This window comes from Nakamurella lactea DSM 19367, from assembly GCF_000426645.1.
GTDB classification, from domain to species: Bacteria; Actinomycetota; Actinomycetes; order Mycobacteriales; family Nakamurellaceae; genus Nakamurella; species Nakamurella lactea.
The window spans coordinates 490,078-509,557 of sequence record NZ_KE384549.1; the positions used below are offsets into that span (position 1 = coordinate 490,078).

General features: G+C 69.2%; 19 protein-coding genes. 11 read left to right on the top strand and 8 right to left on the bottom strand.

What is annotated here, in order from left to right; translation table 11 throughout:
- The first annotated feature begins 31 nt into the window (after nt 1-31).
- Both K340_RS0123130 and K340_RS0123135 read left to right on the top strand, forming a co-directional pair.
- Entirely contained in the window at nt 32-334 is a 303-nt protein-coding gene (locus K340_RS0123130) for an MDR/zinc-dependent alcohol dehydrogenase-like family protein (RefSeq protein ID WP_029138430.1), read from the top strand.
- Nucleotides 331-1,380 carry a tellurite resistance/C4-dicarboxylate transporter family protein gene (locus K340_RS0123135; protein ID WP_211229593.1) on the top strand — a complete coding sequence of 350 codons (1,050 nt, stop codon included), beginning with the start codon at nt 331-333 and terminating at the stop codon, nt 1,378-1,380. The genes K340_RS0123130 and K340_RS0123135 overlap by 4 nt, the downstream gene beginning before the upstream one ends.
- Here K340_RS0123135 and K340_RS0123140 read toward each other — a convergent pair.
- Together K340_RS0123140 and K340_RS0123145 are read right to left on the bottom strand one after the other, a co-directional pair.
- The gene (locus K340_RS0123140) at nt 1,372-1,965 is read right to left on the bottom strand and encodes a carboxymuconolactone decarboxylase family protein (protein WP_029138432.1); all 594 of its coding nucleotides are present in this window, start codon (nt 1,963-1,965) and stop codon (nt 1,372-1,374) included. The genes K340_RS0123135 and K340_RS0123140 overlap by 9 nt on opposite strands.
- 149 nt (nt 1,966-2,114) lie before the next feature.
- The gene (locus K340_RS0123145) at nt 2,115-5,906 is read right to left on the bottom strand and encodes a S8 family serine peptidase (protein ID WP_084614804.1); all 3,792 of its coding nucleotides are present in this window, start codon (nt 5,904-5,906) and stop codon (nt 2,115-2,117) included.
- 143 nt (nt 5,907-6,049) lie between these two features.
- Between K340_RS0123145 and K340_RS0123155 the strand changes: the two genes are divergently transcribed.
- Nucleotides 6,050-7,030 carry a TrmB family transcriptional regulator gene (locus K340_RS0123155; RefSeq protein ID WP_051267315.1) on the top strand — a complete coding sequence of 327 codons (981 nt, stop codon included), beginning with the start codon at nt 6,050-6,052 and terminating at the stop codon, nt 7,028-7,030.
- Nucleotides 7,031-7,058: 28 nt separating this feature from the next.
- Here the strand turns inward: K340_RS0123155 and K340_RS0123160 are convergent, their stop codons facing one another.
- Nucleotides 7,059-7,751 carry a polysaccharide deacetylase family protein gene (locus K340_RS0123160; protein ID WP_051267317.1) on the bottom strand — a complete coding sequence of 231 codons (693 nt, stop codon included), beginning with the start codon at nt 7,749-7,751 and terminating at the stop codon, nt 7,059-7,061.
- 8 nt (nt 7,752-7,759) lie between these two features.
- Entirely contained in the window at nt 7,760-8,941 is a 1,182-nt protein-coding gene (locus tag K340_RS32730) for a glycosyltransferase (protein WP_051267319.1), read from the bottom strand.
- A 114-nt stretch (nt 8,942-9,055) separates the two neighbouring features.
- Between K340_RS32730 and K340_RS0123170 the strand changes: the two genes are divergently transcribed.
- The 3 genes from K340_RS0123170 to K340_RS0123180 are packed head-to-tail and all read left to right on the top strand — an operon-like array spanning nt 9,056 to nt 11,373.
- Entirely contained in the window at nt 9,056-9,469 is a 414-nt protein-coding gene (locus tag K340_RS0123170) for a BlaI/MecI/CopY family transcriptional regulator (RefSeq protein ID WP_029138436.1), read from the top strand.
- A 3-nt stretch (nt 9,470-9,472) separates the two neighbouring features.
- Nucleotides 9,473-10,465 carry a M56 family metallopeptidase gene (locus tag K340_RS32735; RefSeq protein WP_051267321.1) on the top strand — a complete coding sequence of 331 codons (993 nt, stop codon included), beginning with the start codon at nt 9,473-9,475 and terminating at the stop codon, nt 10,463-10,465.
- Nucleotides 10,466-10,521: 56 nt separating this feature from the next.
- Entirely contained in the window at nt 10,522-11,373 is an 852-nt protein-coding gene (locus K340_RS0123180) for a DMT family transporter (protein WP_029138437.1), read from the top strand.
- 1 nt (nt 11,374) lies between these two features.
- Here K340_RS0123180 and K340_RS37160 read toward each other — a convergent pair whose 3' ends face one another.
- The gene (locus tag K340_RS37160; RefSeq protein ID WP_051267323.1) at nt 11,375-11,878 is read right to left on the bottom strand and encodes a hypothetical protein; all 504 of its coding nucleotides are present in this window, start codon (nt 11,876-11,878) and stop codon (nt 11,375-11,377) included.
- On the opposite strand from K340_RS37160, the gene K340_RS37165 reads away from it, so the two are divergent.
- A complete protein-coding gene (locus K340_RS37165) occupies nt 11,832-12,353 on the top strand; it encodes a polysaccharide deacetylase family protein (RefSeq protein WP_245599703.1) in 522 nt (173 codons plus the stop codon). The two genes, K340_RS37160 and K340_RS37165, sit on opposite strands and share 47 nt — an antisense overlap.
- Before the next feature lie 30 nt (nt 12,354-12,383).
- Here the strand turns inward: K340_RS37165 and K340_RS0123190 are convergent, their stop codons facing one another.
- On the bottom strand, nt 12,384-13,409 hold the full coding sequence (locus K340_RS0123190; protein WP_407662252.1) for a YncE family protein: 1,026 nt from the start codon (nt 13,407-13,409) through the stop codon (nt 12,384-12,386).
- 548 nt (nt 13,410-13,957) lie between these two features.
- Between K340_RS0123190 and K340_RS0123195 the strand changes: the two genes are divergently transcribed.
- The 4 genes from K340_RS0123195 to K340_RS0123210 all read left to right on the top strand — a co-directional run bounded on the left by K340_RS0123195 (nt 13,958) and on the right by K340_RS0123210 (nt 16,860).
- Nucleotides 13,958-14,557, top strand: coding sequence for a dihydrofolate reductase family protein (locus K340_RS0123195; RefSeq protein WP_029138440.1), 600 nt, complete (start codon nt 13,958-13,960; stop codon nt 14,555-14,557).
- 3 nt (nt 14,558-14,560) lie between these two features.
- Nucleotides 14,561-15,148, top strand: a complete 588-nt coding sequence (locus tag K340_RS0123200) for a dihydrofolate reductase family protein (protein ID WP_029138441.1) — start codon at nt 14,561-14,563, stop codon at nt 15,146-15,148.
- 141 nt (nt 15,149-15,289) lie between these two features.
- The gene (locus tag K340_RS0123205) at nt 15,290-15,889 is read left to right on the top strand and encodes a hypothetical protein (RefSeq protein WP_211229595.1); all 600 of its coding nucleotides are present in this window, start codon (nt 15,290-15,292) and stop codon (nt 15,887-15,889) included.
- A 65-nt stretch (nt 15,890-15,954) separates the two neighbouring features.
- On the top strand, nt 15,955-16,860 hold the full coding sequence (locus K340_RS0123210; RefSeq protein ID WP_029138443.1) for an alpha/beta hydrolase: 906 nt from the start codon (nt 15,955-15,957) through the stop codon (nt 16,858-16,860).
- Between the two features lie 81 nt (nt 16,861-16,941).
- Here K340_RS0123210 and K340_RS0123215 read toward each other — a convergent pair whose 3' ends face one another.
- Entirely contained in the window at nt 16,942-18,813 is a 1,872-nt protein-coding gene (locus K340_RS0123215; protein WP_029138444.1) for an ABC transporter ATP-binding protein, read from the bottom strand.
- 129 nt (nt 18,814-18,942) lie between these two features.
- Nucleotides 18,943-19,476, bottom strand: coding sequence for a CGNR zinc finger domain-containing protein (locus tag K340_RS0123220; RefSeq protein WP_029138445.1), 534 nt, complete (start codon nt 19,474-19,476; stop codon nt 18,943-18,945).
- Nucleotides 19,477-19,480 lie beyond the last annotated feature (4 nt).

Below are 19,480 nucleotides of genomic sequence, written 5' to 3' on the forward strand. Positions count from 1 at the left end.
GTACGTCATAGCTGTCTAAAGCACGTCTGCCGTGCAGCAGTTTGCGACCCTGGCGGTTCGGCGCGGACTCCGGGTCACCGGGCTTGCCAGGGCGTCGGACGCGGAGTTCGTCAGCGGAGCCGGCGCAACGCCGATCGCCGCCCCGCCGATCGGGCACGACTTCGACGGGGTGCTGGATGCCGCGACGTTGGTTGGACTGGCCCTGGCCGCCGTCCGCGACGGCGGCCGGTACGTCGGCGTACGTGCTGCGGCCGTGACGGTCGGCCCCGGCACCGGCGGGCATGCGGTGCCGGGCCGCGGGCGGCGCCCGACGGGCCTAATCTCCCAGGGGTGACGGACGATCTGCGCACCCGGTTCGATACCGCTGTCCAAGGGCTGACGCCGGGCTACTTCGCGTTGGTGATGGCCGTCGGCATCCTGTCGGTCGGGATGGAGCTGGAGGGCTTCACCGTCCTGTCGATGGTGCTGTTCGTCGGCTGTGCCGCCGGGTTCGTGGTGCTGGGCTCACTGAGCCTGTTGCGGCTCGTCCGGTATCGGCACGCGATGGCCGAGGACTTCCTGGATCCGGCTCGGGCCTTCGGCTTCTTCACCTACGTCGCCGGCACCAACGTGCTGGGGGTGCGGATGTTCATGGCCGGCTACCACACGGTGACGGCGGTGCTGCTGGTGCTGACCAGTCTGGCCTGGCTGGTCCTGGGCTACGTGGTCCCGTGGACGGCCGTACTCGGTAAGTCCGCCCGACCTGTATTGGCCAACGCCAACGGCACCTGGTTCATCTGGGTGGTGGCCAGCCAGTCGGTGGCGGTGGTCGCGGCGACCCTGGAACCGGTGGCCGGGCCGGCCCGCGACGGGCTGGCGGTGCTCGCGGTGATCTGCTGGTCGGTCGGAGTGTTCCTGTACGCGGCGGCCGGGGTGTTCGTCGCGGCCAGGATGCTGCTGTACGAGCTGCGGCCGGTGGACCTGAACCCGCCCTACTGGGTGGCGATGGGCGCCTGCGCGATCACCGTCTTGGCCGGCGCCCGGATCGTCGAGATGGCGGCCGCGCCGATGGTCGACGTGACCCGCGGCCTGGTGGCCGGTGCGTCGGTGATGTTCTGGGCGTTCGCCAGCTGGCTGATCCCGGTGCTGTTCATGGTCGGCTGGTGGCGACACCGCACCCACCGGGTGCCGCTGCGGTACGAGGCGACGCTGTGGAGCATGGTGTTCCCGCTGGGCATGTACGCGGTGGCCGGCATCTACCTCGGCAGGGCCGATTCGCTGCCGCTGGTCAGGTGGATCGGCCGGGTCGAACTGTGGCTGGCGTTCGCGGTCTGTCTGGTGGTGTTCGTCGCGATGTGCCGGCACCTGGTCCGAACCGTGTTCCGGGCGCGGTCAGGGTGAGTCGATCGGCCGGCCGACCGTCAGCGCTGCGGTTGTCGATTCGCTGAGCCGGCCGGCGAACGCGGCGTCGGCCAGCGTTCCGGTGGCATCGAGCACGGTGCTGAAGAAGCACCGTGCGGCGGCCGCCAGCACCACGTCGAGGATCTCCGGATCGGCGAGCCCGAGCCCGCGCAGATCGTCGAAATCCGTTTCGGTGATACCGGTTGCGTCATCGGTCACCTTCTCGGCCAGGGCCACGACGGCCCGATCGAGCGGGGTCAGCCCGGCCGCGACCGGGTCGGCCATCAGGTCGCGCACCGCCGGTTCGCCGACGTGCTGCTCGGCCAGGATGGCGCCGTGCGCTAGCGCGCAGTAGCTCGATCGCAACCGCCGGGCGGCGGCCACGGTGGCCAGCTCGTAGCGCCGCGGATCCATCGTCGCCTTGATCGCGCCGTTCAGCTGTTGCCAGCCGGCATACACGGCCGGCCGCGGCGAGAAGGTCCGGGTGAAGTTCGCGACGTAACCGAAATGCTGCCGGTCGGCGTCGTACATCCGGGCGACGTCGGTGTCGGCGGCGTTCTCGTCGACGGTCTGCAGGTATGTCACGGTGCTCCTTCGGTCCGGATCCCCGCAGAACAGAGTCCGCCGGGCCGGCGACGGATACCCCGGGACCGACGAACGGGCGGCGCCACCCGCGTGGGGTGACGCCGCCCGTCAGGTCCGGATCTCCGGCGCCGAGAATCAGCGCCGGGGGATCAGCGCAGGCCGAAGGCCTTGATGATTTCCTGGTGCACGGTGTTGCCGGCGTTGTCGGCGGCGGACGCCCGGATCGACACGGAGGTGGCCCCGGACTTCGGGTACCTGACCGTCGCCGACCAGTGGTTGCCGGAGCGGTGCAGCGATGCCCGCTGCCAGCTGGCGCCGCCGTCGTAGGACAGCTCCAGCGTCGCGGACCGGACCTTGCTACCGATCCCGACCGCGTCCGGCTGTTGCCAGGTCGAGAGCCCGATGGTGGCCCGGCTGCCGGCCTTGGCGTAGCCGCCCAGGTCCACAGCGACGTCATAATTCAGCTGCAGCAGGGGCAACAGAACCTTGACGGTCGGGTCGCTCGGGGTCTGCGAATCGAACGTCCACTCGCTGTGGGTGCTTGACGACCACGCAGACAGCTCGGCCGGACGGGTGGTGTCCTGCTCGAACCGGTAGGTGGCGGGCCCGTCGACGTGCGGTACTTCGTCCTGGATGGCCTGGAACGGGGATTCCTTGATCAGCTCCCCGTTCTGGAACAGCCGGGAGACCACCGTGTCTCCGCCGGCACCCGTCACTCCCGGGCCGCCGGCCGTCGGGACGTTGACCTGCATGACGTCGCCGCCCCGGAACGGTCCCCAGTAACCCGGCCCGAGCACCGGCCGGGTGATCGGTGCGAACCAGTCGAGCGAGGTGCGCTCACGCGGCCGGTAGTCGACCTGATCGAAGCGCTGCTCCCAGCCGTTCAGGTCCACAACGTCCTGGTACCAGGCGTTCCCGGGTTCGGTGGACACGTAGTCGACACGGTTGCGACCCAGTCCCTGTGGGGTGAAGAAGCCCAGGCACGGCGGCCACTGGTAGCTGCGGCAGTCGTAGCGGTTCTCGAAGGCCAGGCCGTCGGTCTTGCCGATGAATCGTTCGGAGACGGTGGCCAGCTCGCGGGCCGCCGGCTTCCAGGACAGGTTCGCCGGGATCCCGTTCGGGTAGCTCTTGCTCAGGTCGTACAGGTACGGACTGAACTCGATGGCGGTGCCCCGCAAGGTGATCCGCTTCCGCTGCGCCGCCTTGACCAGCCTGGCTCCCTGGGCAGCGGTCAGCGAGACCACCGGCAGGTCGGTGAAGGTGTAGTCCACGAACTTGCCGGGCCGATCATTGACCACGACCAGTAGGGCGGCCCCGGCGTGCTCCGCCGCGGCGACGGCATCGCTGGTACTGACCGCGTCGCTGCGGGTGATCACCGCCGCGGCGCCCTTGGCCCAGACGCCGACATAGTCGTCGGGAGTCCCGCTGCCGGCCACCGCCACCGGCAGGTTCAACTTGCCGTCCAGGTGGCGGGAACCGGTGTAGTACAACGGATCCAACTTCCCGACGCCGCCGGTCGCCGAGACCTGCAGCGGCGGAGCGGTGAGGCGGTAGCGGACGGCGAAGTCGTACTGGCCGCCGGCCACCGCCCCGGTCGGGGCGGCGAACAGATCATCGACCTCCGGCCCGGGCTGGTAGGTCGAGGCGTACGTCCGGTACTCGGAGTCCAGCCCGGAGTCGTGGAAGAACTGCAGCCGCCGACCCGTTGCCACCGTTCCGGCCTTCGGGGTCGCCACCGAGATCTTCGTGGCCTTGCGGGCATCGAGCACCAGATCGGTGTCGGCGCCGATCACCAGGTGCGGGTTGCCGAGCAGGGCGATTCCGGCGGAATCAGGTCCGTCGGTGCCGGCGACGGGCAACCAGCTGGTGACGTTGTAGATGCCCGGCTGGACCCGTTGAACCTGAGCCTTGCCGGTGGCCGGGTCGACCGGAACCAGGGTGGCGCTCCAGTCGCCGAACCGATAGAGCTCGACGAAACCGCCGGCGGGCTTGCCGTTCCGTCCGACTGCGGACAGGTCGAGGTCGTACCGCTCGTCCTCCTTGGCCAGCGCGACCGCGGTGTGCGCCGCGACCTTGCCGGTGGCGTCGGTCGCGTTGATCTCGCCGGTGAACTGACCGGTTCCGCTGGCGTCGTCGGCATCGGCCGTGACGCTGACTTCTGCGGTGCCGTTGGCCGGGACCGTGACCGTGTCGGCCGACAGCGTGAACAGACCGGTGAGGGCCGCGCCGTCCGGGCCGGCGGCGTCCGCTGACAGCGACAGCGTGACCGGGGCGTCGCCGGTGTTGGTGTAGGTGACGGTCTTCGTCACCGGATCGTCGCCGTCGTGCGGCCAGGTGTAGTACCCGAAGAAGTCCGAGCCGGTGGCCCGCAGGTTGTCGATGGCATCAGGGATCCACAGCCGGCCGCTGCCCACCTGGTAGGGAGTGGTGCCGGCTAGTTCGGTGCTGCCGGACATCAGCGCGTCCTTGACCTGCGAGGCGGTCCAGTCCGGGTGGGCCTGCAGCACAATCGCGGCGGCGCCGGCGACGTGCGGGGTGGCCATCGAGGTGCCGCTCATGGTGGTGTACATGCCCTCGCCGTAGGAGTCCTTCGACCGCGCTGCGGTGATGTCGACGCCGGGCGCCGACAGGTCGGGCTTCATCCCGCTGTCGCCGCCGCGCGGTCCCATGCTGGAGAAGTCGGCCCGGACGTCGTTGTCGTCGACGGCGCCGATGGTCAGCGCCTCGTCGGCGGTCCCCGGGCTGCTGACGGTGCCCTCGCCGTAGGCGTTTCCGGCCGCGATCACGAACAGCGCGCCGGTCTGTTCGCTGATCCGGTCGACCGCCTGGGCCATCGGGTCGTCCTTGGTGGTCATCGTCGGATCGCCGAGGCTCATCGAGACCACCTTGGCCTTGGACGCGGCCCACTCCATGCCGGCGATGATCCAGGAGTCCTGGCCGTAGCCGTCATCGCCGAGCACCTTGCCGACCAACAGCTTCGCGCCGGGGGCGACTCCCTTGTACAGCCCGTCGGAGGCGGCGCCGGTGCCGGCGATGGTGGAGGCGACGTGGGTGCCGTGGCCGACGACGTCGGTCATCGACTCGCCGGGGACGAACGACTGGGTGTCGGCAATCTGGCCCGCCAGGTCGGGATGCGAGGTGTCGATCCCGGTGTCGAGCACGGCGACCGTCGTTCCGGTGCCGGTGTAGCCCGCCGCCCAGGCCTGCGGCCCTCCCACCTGCGGAACGCTGACGTCCAGGGTCGACTTCGCCTTGCCGTCGAGCCAGATCTTGCCGATGTTGTCGGCGAGAGCGGTCGGCGCCGCCTTCGGGTCGGGGCTGGGAGCGACAGACGACCAGAATGCCGCCATGTCGGCGTTCTTCGCCTGCAGCGCGGAGGCGTTGATGCTGGGGAGGTCTCGCTTCTTGGTGGCGCCGGCCGGCACCCGCTTCACGCTGCGCGCCGCCGCTGAGCCGCGGTAACTCGCGATCACCGGAAGTGCGCCGGTCTGGTCGTCGGTGTACCCGTTGCTCACCAATTTGGTGACGTTGAACAGCTCGCGATCCAGCTTGTTCGCGGCCAGCAGCGGCCGCGCGGAATCGGGGATGACGTACAGGCTCTTACCGATGTTCTGGGTCTGCACGCCGCCGGACCCGGCCGATTGCACGGTCGCGGCGGTTCGGCCGTCCGGCGTCGTGCTGACCGAGACGACGTCGCCGGTGATCAGGGTGACCGAGTGCGTGGTCCCGGTGTCGGCGGCGGTGGCCGCGGCCGGCGTGACGGTCGTCGGGGTGTCGGGTGCGGCTTTCGCGGCGCCGGCCGGGCTGCCGGCCGAGGTGGCCCGGGCTGCGCCGGTCCGATCCGTGAGCGCCGGAACGGCGTTGGCCATCGTCGGGGCGATGGTCGCGGCCAGCGCCACCACCGTCCCGATCGTCAGTCCGCGGAGCGATCTCGAGGTCATCGTGAAGTACCTCCTGCTGGGGTGGTTGACCAGCAGATGATGGCAGCGCAAACCAGCCAGCAACAAGAATCCTCCGTTGGCGGGTTTACGACCTGGCACATCCTCGCCATAGACTCGGTCCACCCTGCTGACGGAGGAATGCCATGCTGCACGACGTGTTGGGACTGACGTCGGACCAGGCTGCGGCCTACCGCGAGCTGGTGGCCGTGCCGTCCGCGTCGGCCGAGGAACTGGCGGCCCGGCTGCAGCGCACGGCGGTCGAGACCGCGGGCGTGCTGACCGTGCTGGAGAAGGCCGGGCTTGCGGCCAGGAGCAGCGGCGACCGGGGCCGGTTCGTGGCCGCCCCGCCGGCCATCGCGATGGGTGCGCTGTTGGTCAAGCGGCAGAACGAGATGAGGCTGGCCGAGCTGGAACTCGGCGCGCTCGAGGACACCTATCGGATGTCGGCGGCGGGTCGCGGCGCCGCCGATGTGGTCGACGTGGTGTACGGCGCCGAGGCGGTCGGCCGACGCTTCGAAATGCTGCAGCTGGGCGCCAGACGCGAGGTGATGGCGTTCGTCAAGCCCCCGACCATCGCGGTGCCCGCCGACGAGAACACGGCCGAGGACCAGGCGGTCGCCCGGGGCGTGGCCTACCGGGTGGTGACCGAACGGCGGACGCTCGACGATCCGGCCTATCTGGCGGCGACCGAGCGGGCCATCGAGGACGGCGAGCAGGTGCGGATCACCGAGAACCTGCCGCAGAAGCTGGTGATCATCGATCGGGCGGCGGCGTTCCTGCCGATGGCGTCAGCGGCCGGCCCGACCGGCATCGGCGCCCTGGTGGTACGGGAGAGCGGCCTGCTGGACGCGCTGCTGGCGCTGTTCGAAACGATCTGGGACCGGTCGATTCCGGTGACGGTCAAGGCCGGCGCCGTCGGCGAATCGGCGGGCGGGACGATCGACGAGCTCGACGCCAAGATCGTCCGACTGCTGCTGGCCGGATTCACCGACGTGGCCGTGTCCAAGTCGGTGGGCACCTCGCTGCGTTCGGTGCAGCGCCGGGTGCACCGGCTGATGGAGGTGGCCGGGGTGCAGACCCGGATGCAACTGGGGTGGCAGGCGAAAGCCCAGGGTTGGGCCTGAGTCCGCCGGTCCTGGCCGCTCGGAGGGATCAGCCGGGATTGAGCATCCGCAGTGATCCGACAGTCAACCCGGAGCGGCCGCAGATGTCCAGGATTCCGGGTAGCGCGGCCGCCGTGGTACGCCAGGACCCGGGTGTGCCGTAGCTGTCGGAATCGTGCAGCAGGACCACTTCGCCGTCGCGCAGGCCGTTGGTCGACCGGTGGATGATGCTCTCCGGGGTGGCCGCCGTCGACCAGTCGCGAGCCCACCTGTTCCACCAGATCGGCTGCAGGTCAAGCGATCTCGCGGCCAGCAAAGCCGACCCTGTTGCCACGCCGTAGGGAGGACGGAACCAGCGCGGCGTCACCTGGCAGATGTCGCTGATCAACTCGACCGCCTGGCTCAGCCGGCGACGGGTGGAAACCGGACCCTGCCGGCAGAGGACAGCGTGGTTCCAGCCGTGCACTGCTACCTCGTGTCCGTCGTCGACGATCCGTCGGCCGATGTCGGGGAAGCGACGTAGTTGCTCGGCGATCAGGAAGAACGTTGCGGTCACCCGGTATTCGGCAAGAACGTCCAGAACTGCTGCGGTTCCCTGCGGGTGCGGTCCGTCATCGAAAGTCAGCCCGATCCCGGATCCCGACCTCTGGCCGGCCGGCGGGAGCCGGGCGGAGATCCCGGGTATCCCGGTCACCGCCGGTCCGAAGTGGGCGATCGCGGCTCCCGTGGCGACCGTCGTCATTGCCCGGATCATGCGACGCCGTCCCGCTGGGAAGGTGAACACTGGGAAGGCCGACGCCGGGATGGCCAACGCTGGGAAGGCCAAGGCCGCGGCGGCGAATGACGGGCCATCGCCAGGATCTCGTCGATCGGATCGGCGACCGGTAGGCGGGAGTGGGAGTCGGTACGGGCCAACGTGATCGCCGCAGCCAGTTCGCCGGCAGTGCGCGGCCAGCCGGCCTGCCCGGTGCGCTCACAGAACGAGGCGTTGGCCGCGCCCTGACCCGGAAGGGGCAGATAGTGCACGACCGGCAGACCCGAGGCGACGCATTCGGCCAGCGTCAGGCCGCCCGAATTCAGCACCGCGACATCACAGCACCGCATCAAGGCGGCCATGTCTTCCACCCAACCGAGGGTGACGATGCCGGGAGTACCGGCCAGCCGCTTGAGTAGCCGATCGTTCCGACCGCAGACCACTACCGGCGTCATTCCGCAGGTGGCCAGTAGATCGATGGCTGCCCGCTCGACGTCGCCGACACCCCAGGAACCCGAGCACAACAGCGCCAACGGTCCGGCCGGAAGGCCGAGGGCCAACCGGCTCCGCGGTCGATCGCCCGGTCCGGCCGACACCCGGAACTCGGGTCGGATCGCGGGTGCCACGTCTGTTGCGCGCGCGGAGGTGTGGCAGCCCACCTGATCGGCGCCACCGTCCCAGGTGGTCAAGTACAGGTCGGTGCCCTCGGCGATCCACAGCCGATGAACGGCCGGATCTGTCACGTAGACGACCGCGGGCACAGTCGGCCCTTCGCGACGACCGGCGGCCAGCACATGGCCGGCGAGCGGGAAGGTGCCGACCACCACGTCGGCCGGCCGAATCACCGCGTCGCCGGACAGGATCCGGTTCACCCGGCGCCACACGGTGGCCACAAGTTGGCGGGCGATCCAAGGCAGGGCGTCGGCCTGCTGCAGGTTCGTGAACAGCGCACCCCAACTGCCCGGAACCCAGTTCAGCTGGGCGTGGAACAGCGATCGGAAGGCCCGCCCGATCCGCAGCGGGGCAACCTCGACAAGGTCAAGGATCTCTGCGGCGTGGCCGGCATCGGTCAGCCGGCGGGCCAACTCATTGGCCGGGCCGAGATGGCCCGCACCGATGCTGGCGGTGAGGATCACCACTCGAAGTGCGGGAGCGGACTGCGGTGTCTGGGTGATCATGAGTCTCCCGCTGCGGACGTGTCACACTGGATAACGACTCGACACGTAGTACTACGTCACCCCTAGTACTACGATGGTATTAGTACTACATTCGCGATAGTAGCAAGGAGTTCGATGAGCGAGCGGCGCGCACCCGGACCGCTGGAAACCGCGGTGTTGGCGGCGGTCACGGCGGCCGACGAGCCGGTGGCAGTGGCGGACGTGCAGGCCCGGCTACCTGGCAGTCCTGCCTACACAACGGTGATGACGACCTTGTCCCGGCTGGCCGCCAAGGGCGCACTCACCCAGATTCGCGAGGGTCGGGCCTTCCGCTACGCGCTGGCCGCACCGCCGGAGGACGTGGACGACGCGGTGACGGCGCGGCGGATGCGACGGTTGCTGTCCGACGGTTCCGACCGGGCAGGCGTGCTGGCCAGATTCGTCGCCGAGCTGGATCCGGATGAGGAGCGGCTGCTCTCGGAGCTGTTGGAGCGCTCGGAGGTCGACAGTGGTGGCGCGGACGGAACCTCGGGAACGGCGACGGCCTGAGCCATGAGCTTCCCGCTGATCGCCCTGCTGCTGGCCCTGTTGGCCTGCTTCGTCGTCGGCCGGTCGGCCAACCCACTGATGCGGAAAGTGCCTCCGGCCCAGGCCGTTCCACTGGTGACCGTTGCCGCGCTGGCTGTCTCACTGGCCGCCGGCGTTGCGCTCACGGCCATCGCGATCGCGGTGATCGCCGGGCTGTCGTCGGTGGCGGCTGACGGGCGTTGGTCCGCGGCCGAGCTTCGGACCGAGGTGCCCATCCCGTGGTGGCTCGGTGCGCTGGCAGCGGCTGTCGTGCTGGCGTTGCTGGCCAGGGCCGCCGTCCGGACAGCGCGGATCGTCGTCGCTCTGGTACGAGCAGATCGGTTGTGCCGCATCATGAGGGCCGGCGGCGGTCCGATCGTGATGGTGGACGATGACTCTGCCGATGCGTTCACCGTCGCGGGGCTGCGCGGCTGCGTGGTGATCAGCCGACGGCTGTTCGCCGGGTTGCGCGCCGACGAGCGACGCGTACTGACCGCCCACGAGCTGTCCCACCTGACCCGTCGACACCACCTGTTCGTGCACCTGGCGGACATCGCATCGGCGGCAAATCCGTTGCTGACGACCGTTTCCGGCGCGGTTCGGTTCGGGGTCGAGCGGTGGGCCGACGAGGATGCTGCTGTCGGGATCGGTGATCGGCGGCGGACCGGCCGGGCGCTGGCCAGGGTGGCACTGCTGCGCTCGTCGCTGGCCGCCGCGCGACCGACGCTACCGTCCAGTTCGATGCCGAACGGTTCATCGCGGTCCGCCGGCATTCCGGCACTCGGTGTCGCCACCCAGCAGGTGATGCCGCGGGTGCAGGCCCTGCTGAATCCGGCTCCGCGTCGCCGTACCGTCCGGCTGTTGGCTGCCGGCGCTGTCGCGTTCGGGGTGTTGATCGTCGGCATGGCCAGTCTGGATCACATCCACGAAGCGATCGAAACCGCGACGCCGTACGTCCACCACGTGATCCACCGCTGATCGGTCCGCGGGATCGCCAGTCTGCCGACGGCGCCACCGTCGCCTAGCCTGACCTCGTGCACACCTGGCTGCCGGCACTGCTGGCCATCGGCGCCGCGACCCTGATTGCGCTCGGCACCGTGCTGCGGCATCGGGCCTCGACCGATGGGCACACCGCGGGCGGATTGTGGTGGTTGGGAGCGCTGGTTGCGTTCGCCGGATTTGCGTTGCAGGTGGCGGCACTGAGCACCGGTTCGCTGCTGGTGGTGCAACCGCTGATCGTGTTGTCGGTGCTGTTCGCACTGCCGTTCGACCAGTGGATCAACCATCAGATTCCTACTGCGCGGCAATGGCTCTGGGGAATATTGTTGGCGCTGGGCGTCGGCGTATTCGTCAGTTTCACCGATACCGAGCCGGCCAGAATGGGCCGCCAGTTGTGGGTGCTGGTGCTGGTCGTCTGCGTGGTGCTCGCCGCGTTGCTGGCCATGGTGGTCTACGCGGAACGGTCGGCCCGGGCGCCGAAGGCGTTGCTCTACGGCGTCGTTTCCGGCGCGCTGTTCGGCATCGCCGCGGTGCTGGTCAATACGGTCGGCCACCAACTGGATCAGCCGCTGCTGGCCCTGCAACGTCCGCCGCTGTACCTGTTCCTGCTGGTGGCCGGCGCCGCTGTGCTCTGCCAGCAGCGATCGTTCATCGCGGGGAACCTGCAGGCGTCGTTCCCGGCGATGACGGTTTCCGAGCCGATCGTCTCGATGGCCCTGGCGATGGCGCTGGTCGGCGACAAGCTCAACCGGCACAGCTGGGCGACCGCGGTGAGTCTGTGCGGCCTGGCGTTGATGGTCGTCGGGGTGATCCGGCTGGCCCGACTGACGGCGGCCAGGGAGGACGAGCAGCGGGTGCGGATGTCCCCGTCCGGCGTCACGGGCTGACCTATCTACTACTTGTCAAGTAGTAGTTCAGGTAGCGTGGAGCCATGCAGAGCTTTTCGCGGCGGGCGCTGATCGTGTCCGGTCTCGCCGCCGCCGCGTCCGGCGTCGTCGGTTGCACCACCGGACTCCGGTCGGGATCGCCGCCGCCGGTGCCGCCGTCAGCCGGACCAGTGGGGATGACGGCGAAGAGCTCGACGCCGACGTCGTCGGGCGCGGCCGGAACCAGACCGGCGAGTGTGGCCACCCCGAGCCCTTCGGGAGCCGATTCGTCCTCCAGTACTGCGTCTTCGTCGGGGTCCCGGTCGGCCTCGGATCCTTCTCGGGCGTCTGCGGGAGCACGCTCGTCTGCCGCGACCACCACGGCGGTCAGGCCGCTCGGTTCGGCCACCCAGGTCGCCACCGGACCGACCGGAAGCTCAGCGGTTGCACTCACGTTCCATGGCCAGGGCGACATCGCGATCGCCCGGCAGGTCCTCAAGATCGTCGCCGCGAAGAAGGCGCGCATCACCGTGATGGTGGTCGGGACATGGCTCAACCAGTACCCGGGGGTCGCCAGAGAGATCCTGGCCGGCGGTCATGAGTTGGGCAATCACACCTGGTCGCACACGAACTTCCAGGCGCTGCCGGAGGACCAGATGCTGCAAGAGGTCGTCAAGTGCCGGGACGCGTTGCTGCGGCACGCCGGGACTCCCGGCGACTACTTCCGCCCGTCGAAGACCCAGTACGCCACGGACCAGACCCTGCGGGTCGCCGGCCGGGCCGGCTATCGGACCGTGCTGTCGTACGACGTCGACTCGCTGGACTTCACCGAACCCGGCGGGCCCGCAGTGCGGGCGAATGTTCGGCCGGCGAAAGCCGGCTCGATCGTCAGCATGCATCTGGGCTATCGCAGCACCGTCGAGGCGCTTCCGGGCATCCTGGACGACCTTGCTGCTCGCGGACTGCGGGCCGTCACCGCAGGCACCCTGCTGGGTTCCTGAGCAGTCCTTGGTCCCACCGCAGGTCGGTGTTCAACGGGTGATTCCGGTGTGCCCCAGGCTGTATCGGCCAGGGATCGGCATCAGGGCCATGCCGTGCGGACCGTTTCCGACGGGGATCTTCGCCAGTAGTCTGCCGTCTCTGGTGGACAGGACGTACACGACGTTGTCGTAGCGACCGGACACCCATAGCTGGCTGCCGTCCGCGCTCACATTGCCCATGTCGGGGCTGCCGCCGCCGGGAATGCGCCACTTTGTCTCGACCGCACCGGTGATCGAGTTGAGCACGCTGATGCTGCCCTCCAGACGGTTGGTGACGAACAGTCGTCGGGAATCGCGACTCAGGTACAGGCCGTGTGCGCCGTGTCCGGTGGGGATGAACTTCAGCACCTTGGTGGCCGCACCGTTAAGCACCCAGAGCCCGTTGGCGTCCGAGTCGGCGATGTAATAGGCATGACCGTCGGGTGCCAACTTGATGTCCTGCGGACCCATCATGGTGTGTCGCACCGGCATGTCGACCAGCCGTAACACCTTGTGGCTCAGCACATCGACCACGGCCACCCGACCGGCGAACTCGCAGGTGAAGACGGCGGTGCGGCCGTCGACGCTGAAATCGGCGTGATCGACCCCGGCGCAGCCGGGGACCCGGGTGGTGTCGTGCCGGCGCCAGGTCTTCGGGTCGTACCAGACCAGTTGCTTGTTCTCCTCGGCGACGGAGATGGCGTACTTCCCGTCCGGGGTGAAGTACATGTTGTAGGGATCGATGACCGGAATCGTCCGCCCGCAGGTGCCGGTGGCCGGGTTGATCTCCAGGATCTTGTTGCCCCGGTCGCTGGTCGCGTACAGCATGCGCAGGTTGTACGAGGGCACCACGTGCTGAAGCTCGCTGCCGACAGGACACTTGCGGACCACCCGGTGGCTGCGCTGGTCGATCACCCACACGTCGCCGGACTTGTTGTGCGGCACGTAGGCGTAGGTGGGATCCCGCTTGACGTTGGGAGACAACATGTTCGCGCCGGCGTCCGCATAGATGTCCTTCGGGTCGGGCACCGCGGGCATCCCGGCCAAGGGGTGGTGGTGGCCGGCGATCGGGTCGGATCCGTCCGCATCTGATGGACTCGTCGGAGTCGTACCCGACGGCATCGCACCCGACGGCATCGCACCGTCTGGCATTTCACTTGCGGGCATCGAGCCCGGCGGCAACGAGCCCGGTGTTGATGGGTGCTCCGCCCTGGTAGCGACAGCGGACGGTGGTGTTGACGGATGGTGATCGGGTGTCGTCGGCCGGGCGACGGTACAGCCGGCGAGAACGGCGATGAGCACCAGAGTGAGTGTCGCGAGTAGTCGGACGGAGCGAGGCACTGCTACCCCCATCGGTCGGTAGCGGGACCGGTAGGCGGACTGGCCGGCCTTCGGTACGAGTACGACCACAGTCTACTATCGAATTTGTAGTTGATGAGGTCTTTGTTCTTCTTGGCGTTCCGCTGCCTGCTGGTCCACGGTGGGTGCCTCGACTGATCCGCGCTCGGGCGGCCCTGGTAACCCGAGCGACTCAGGCCGATGAGAAGGCTGCCCGGCCGCAGTCAACAGGTCCGAGGAGGCAGGAAATGTCGAAAACGGTGTTGTACATGTCGATGTCGCTCGACGGCTTCATCACCGGCCCGAATGACTCGCCGGACAACGGACTCGGTGACGACGGCCATCGGCTGCACGAATGGTTCTTGATCGACCAGGATGGCGATCCCCGTGCTGTCGAACGGCTTTCGGGTCCGAACCGGGAGGTGATGGATCAGGTGATGTCGGCCGGCGCCGTGGTGGTCGGACGCAGGACCTTCGAGGCGGCGGGCGGCTGGGGCGGCGATCACCACGACGGGGTGCCGGTGTTCGTGCTGAGCCGCCGCGCACCCGATCCCGCCCTGCAATGGCCGGGCGTCAGCTATCTGTCCGACGTGGGGCAGGCAATGCAAACGGCGAAGAACGCCGCCGGTGGACGGGACGTGCTGGTACACGGAGCCCGCACCGCTCAGCTGGCCATGGCAGCTGGGGTACTCGACGAGATCCAGGTGCACCTGATCCCGGTGCTGCTCGGCGCCGGGCGTCGCCTGTTCGGCGGCCCGCCGGCAGACCAACAGGAACTGGAACTGCTCCGCGCCGACCCCGCCCCAGGTGTCCTGCACCTGCGTTACCGGATTCGAAAGCAGGGCTGACGAATGGGATCGATCAGGCTCGACATGACGATGTCCCTTGACGGCTTCATCGCCGGACCCGACGACAACCGACAGGCGCCGCTGGGCGACGGAGGCTTCCGGCTGTTCAACTGGCTCGACCGTCGCAACGACCCTGGCCCGAACGGGCAGATGTACGCCGAGGCGATGGCCACCGGTGCGCTGCTCTCCGGTCGGCGGACCTACGAGCTGGCCGACCATTGGCAGGGCGATCATCACAACGGGGTGCCGATCGTCGTGCTGACCCACGACGTGCCGGAGGGTCCACAGCCGGGCAGTGTCCGGTTCGCCACCGATCCGCAGGCCGCCGCCGATCAGGCCAGGGTCGTCGCCGGCGACCTGGACGTGATGGTGCACGGCGCCGCCGCCGGACAGGCGCTGCTACGGATCGGACAGCTCGACCAGCTGGAACTGCACGTGGTTCCGGTGCTGCTGGGCAAGGGGCGCCGATTGTTCGACGGGTTGCCCGCAGCGCAGATCGAACTCGATCTGGTCCGACAGCTGACGGGTCCGCCCACGGACCCGCCCGAGCAGCAGGTGATGCACCTGCGATACCTGGTGCACCGCAGCTGATTCCCCTGCCCGTAGCGTGGTTGTCCCGCGGGTCCCGCGGGTCCCGCCGTCGGCCGGTGCCCGCGCTCAGTTGCTCATCCCGAACCCGGGCCGACGGCAGTTGGTGCTGGGAAGGGGGCCAGGGTGGCACCATCTGTGAGCGTGACCGCAACCCCGCCGTATCGCAGATCCACCGGTTCGGCCCGAGGCGAGGCCCGCCGTGAGCAGCTGCTGGAATCGGTGACCGAGGATCTCGCGCGCAACGGGCTGGCCGATTTCTCCCTGCGGCGGGCCGCCAGGGCGGCCGGCACCACCCACAAGGTGCTGCTGTACCACTTCGCCGGCCCGGAAGATCTGCTCGGCCAGGCGATGCGACTGTTGCGGGCCCGGCGGTTGGCCAACGTTCTCGCGGTTGCCGTTCCCGGCGACACCCTGGCGGCCAAGGTCCGCTCGATGTGGCCGGTGCTGAAGGACGACGCGTCCGGCCTGCGGGTGATCGACCAGGCGATCGGTCTGGCGATGCACGATCCGCAGCGCTACGCGCACCTGGCGAAGGACGCCTCCGACCAGTACCGCGGGCCGCTGTTGGCGATGTGTCCGGGCCGCTGGACCGACGGTCGCAAACGCGAGGTGGCCGAGATGATCCTGGCCACCATGCGCGGGTTCCTGATGGAGTGGCGCACCGCCGGCGACAACGCCCGGATCCAGGACGGCCTGGCGGCGCTGGTCCGCGCGGTGCAACGCGAGGAGGACGCCGACTGATCCGCGGCGAATTCTCTGGACACAATTCTCTGGACTCCATGTGAACCACGTGGTTCACTTCAATCATGAAGACGGCGCAACGGTCCAGGGTGTCCTTCGTCAGCGGCGGTGTCGAGTGCGTCGCCTGGCACTACCCCGGCAGCAACGGTGCCTGCGTGATCATGGCCGCCGGCAGCGCGGTCACCAAGGAGCCAGGGACCGACCCGTTCGCGGCCAGGTTCCATGCCGCCGGCTACAGCGTGCTGGCCTTCGACTACCGCTACCTCGGCGAGAGTGGCGGCCGGCCGCGCCAGGTGGTGCGGGCCCGCGATCAGCTGGCCGACTGGGATGCCGCGCTCGCCTTTGCCGCGACCTTGCCGGAGGTGGATGCCGGGCGCATCGTTGTCTGGGGTTTTTCGCTGTCCGGTGGACACGTGTTCCGGGTGGCGGCCCGTCATCCGGTGGCGGCGGCGATCGCCCAGACCCCGCTCGCCGACGGTGCGGTGGCGATGCGAAACGCGTTGCGGTACGAGACGATCGGGGTGATGCTGCGCTTCCCGCTGCTGGCGATGGGGGACCTGGTGCGGGGGCTGGCCGGGCGCGATCCGCTGCTGGTGCCGCTGGCCGGGCCGCGGGGCACCGTCGCCATGCTCAGCACCCCGGATGCCCAGGACGGCAACCGGGCCCTGAATCCTGGCAACAGCTACCCGGGTTGGCAACAGGCCATCGCCGCGCGGTCCGTCATTCCGACGGCGTGGTACCGACCTGGGCGGGCGGCGGCGGACGTCCGCTGTCCGCTGCTGGTCGTGGTGTGCGACAGCGACACCTCCGCACCGCCGGCCCCCGCGGTCCGTGCCGCCCGTCGGGCACCGGCCGGCGAGCTCGTCGAGCTGGTCGGCGGTCACTACGCACCGTTCCTGGACGAACACGACCGGGCCATTGACGCCGAACTCGCCTTCCTGGAGCGGGTCCTGTCCGGCCGAACGGACTGACGCGGGGCTCGATTGTTCGTGGCCTGGAAGGCATCCCGGCCCGGGCCGGCGACGAACAGGCCGGCCTCGACCGCGCCTGCCCTACGCGGCGTCCTGGCCGGCGAACTGCGTGGTGAACAACTCGGCGTACCGACCGCCGGCCGCGAGCAGCTCGTGGTGGGTGCCCTGCTCGGCGATCCGGCCGTTCTCGATCACCAGGATCTTGTCGGCTGTTCGCACCGTCGACAGTCGGTGGGCGATCACCAGCGAGGTACGGCCGGCCAGCGCCCCGGCCAACGCCTGCTGCACCGCCGCCTCCGACGACGAATCGAGATGCGCCGTGGCCTCGTCCAGGATCACCACTCGCGGCGAGGCGAGCAACAGTCTGGCGATCGTCAGCCGCTGCCGCTCGCCGCCGGACAGTCGGTAGCCGCGCTCGCCGACCACCGTGTCCAAGCCGTCCGGCAGCTCGGCCAGCAAGGCCGTCAACCTGGCCTGTCGCAGGGCATCCGCCATCTGCGCATCGGTGGCGCCTGGCCGGGCCAGCTGCAGGTTCGCCCGAATGGTGTCGTGGAACAGGTGCCCGTCCTGGGTCACCATCCCGACAGTGCGGCGGACCGACTCGGCCGTCAGATCCTTCACGTCTACTCCGGACAACAGCACCTGGCCGGAGTCGACGTCGTACAGCCGGGGAAGCAACTGGGCGATGGTCGACTTACCGGCCCCGGACGAGCCGACCAGCGCCACCAGTTCGCCCGGTTCCGCGCGGAACGAGATCCCGTGCAGCACCTCGACGCCGCCGCGGTCGTCGAGCTGGGTCACTTCCTCGAGCGAGGCGAGCGACACCTTGTCGGCCGACGGGTAGCCGAACCTGACGTCCCGGAACTCGACGGCGACGCCGCCGGCCGGAACCGCGGTGGCTCCGGGCTTCTCGACGATCAGCGGCGGCAGGTCCAGGACCTCGAAGACCCGTTCGAAGCTCACCAGAGCACTCATCACCGCCACCCGGGCGCCGGCCAGCGAGGTGAGCGGGGCGTACAACCGGGTGAGCAGCATCGCCAACGCCACCACCGACCCGGCCTGCAGGGTGCCGTCCAGCGACAGCACGCCGCCAAGGCCGTAGACCAGCGCCAGCGCGAGGGCCGACACCAGGGTCAGTGCGGTCACGAACGTGGTCTGGAGCATCGCGGTCCGTACGCCGATATCGCGGACCCGGCCCGCCCTGACGGCGAACTCGGCGGACTCGGCGTCCGGTCGGCCGAACAGCTTGACCAGGGTCGCGCCCGGTGCCGAGAACCGTTCCGTCATCTGGTTTCCCATGGTGGCATTGTGGTCCGCGGCCTCCCGGCTCATGGTGGCCAGCCGGCGGCCGATCCGGCCGGCCGGGATCACGAAGACCGGCAGCAGAACCAGCGACAACACGGTGATCTGCCAAGAGATCGACAGCATCACGCCGAGGGTGAGGATCAGCATCACCAGGTTGCCGACCACCCCGGACAGGGTGGAACTGAAGGCGCGCTGCGCGCCGATCACGTCGTTGTTCAGCCGGCTGACCAGCGCGCCGGTGCGGGTCCGGGTGAAGAACGCGATCGGCATGGACTGCACGTGGGTGAACACCGCGGTCCGCAGATCGAAGATCAATCCCTCACCCAGCGCGGCCGACAGCCAGCGGGTGGCGATGCCGAGCCCGGCGTCGGCTACTGCGATCGCGGCGATCAACAGCGCCAATCGGACCACCGTCGAGGCAGGTTCGCCGCCGACGATCGCGTCCACCACCCGGCCGGCCAGCACCGGAGTGGCGACCGCCAGGGCGGCCCCGGCGACGCTCAGCGCCACGAAGCCGGCCCATCGACGGGTGTGCGGCCGGGCGAAGGCAAAGATCCGCCGGATGGTTCCCGGCGCGAACGACCGGCGCCCACCGGTGTCGGACATGCTTCGGCGCAATGAGTCCCAGGCGGTCATCTCCATGCTCATCGAAGCACGGTAGAACTTCAAGTCAACTTGAAGGCAATCTCGGAGCCGGCCGGCTACGGGCGGTCAGCCCCTGGCAGCGCTCGAAATGCATCGAAAGCCCTGCCCGCGTGCACCGGTGGTGCATCCCGCTTACAGCTGTCTGGATCGATGGCGCCGGACGGCGGATCGGTTGGCGCAGCGGACGGAGCAGTATTGCTGACGGCCGTTGCGGGTGACGTCGACGACCACGGCCCGGCAGCTGTCGTTCGGGGACTGTCCCGCGGCGCATCGGTGCAGCCGGTGCATGCCACGGGTGGTGAGGTGCAACGCGGTTCCGACGCTGATCACCGCGGCGAGCACCTGCGGCAGCAGCTGGTTCTCGTCGCGATAGTGAAGATGCCAGCCCTCGTCGTGATGATCGGTCAGCCGGGGATAGGCGGCGACGGTGGCCATCTGCCGATTCAGAACTGCTGCCCGGCCGCGGGGTTCGTCGGCATCGACGACCGTCAGCCACTCGTCGATGACGGCCCTGGTACCGGCGTAATCGTCCGGCGCCGTGGGGAAGTCCATCGTCATCCCGGCGTCCCGCACCCGGGCAATGATCCCGGCCCGGGCGTCCGGCCAGTCGTTGGCCAGCGAAGCGGCCAGCAGCACCGCGTATTCACCGTAAGGGTTGAGATGCATAAGG

Bases quoted from the DNA above. Each gene is read 5' to 3' on its own strand.
- K340_RS0123145 (WP_084614804.1), bottom strand. From the start codon at position 5,906: ATGACCTCGAGATCGCTCCGCGGACTGACGATCGGGACGGTGGTGGCG.
- K340_RS0123155 (WP_051267315.1), top strand. From the start codon at position 6,050: ATGCTGCACGACGTGTTGGGACTGACGTCGGACCAGGCTGCGGCCTAC.
- K340_RS0123160 (WP_051267317.1), bottom strand. From the start codon at position 7,751: ATGACGACGGTCGCCACGGGAGCCGCGATCGCCCACTTCGGACCGGCG.
- K340_RS32730 (WP_051267319.1), bottom strand. From the start codon at position 8,941: ATGATCACCCAGACACCGCAGTCCGCTCCCGCACTTCGAGTGGTGATC.
- K340_RS0123170 (WP_029138436.1), top strand. From the start codon at position 9,056: ATGAGCGAGCGGCGCGCACCCGGACCGCTGGAAACCGCGGTGTTGGCG.
- K340_RS32735 (WP_051267321.1), top strand. From the start codon at position 9,473: ATGAGCTTCCCGCTGATCGCCCTGCTGCTGGCCCTGTTGGCCTGCTTC.
- K340_RS37160 (WP_051267323.1), bottom strand. From the start codon at position 11,878: ATGCGCGCCTTCTTCGCGGCGACGATCTTGAGGACCTGCCGGGCGATC.
- K340_RS0123190 (WP_407662252.1), bottom strand. From the start codon at position 13,409: ATGCCCGCGGTGCCCGACCCGAAGGACATCTATGCGGACGCCGGCGCG.
- K340_RS0123195 (WP_029138440.1), top strand. From the start codon at position 13,958: ATGTCGAAAACGGTGTTGTACATGTCGATGTCGCTCGACGGCTTCATC.
- K340_RS0123200 (WP_029138441.1), top strand. From the start codon at position 14,561: ATGGGATCGATCAGGCTCGACATGACGATGTCCCTTGACGGCTTCATC.
- K340_RS0123210 (WP_029138443.1), top strand. From the start codon at position 15,955: ATGAAGACGGCGCAACGGTCCAGGGTGTCCTTCGTCAGCGGCGGTGTC.
- K340_RS0123215 (WP_029138444.1), bottom strand. From the start codon at position 18,813: ATGAGCATGGAGATGACCGCCTGGGACTCATTGCGCCGAAGCATGTCC.
- K340_RS0123220 (WP_029138445.1), bottom strand. From the start codon at position 19,476: ATGCATCTCAACCCTTACGGTGAATACGCGGTGCTGCTGGCCGCTTCG.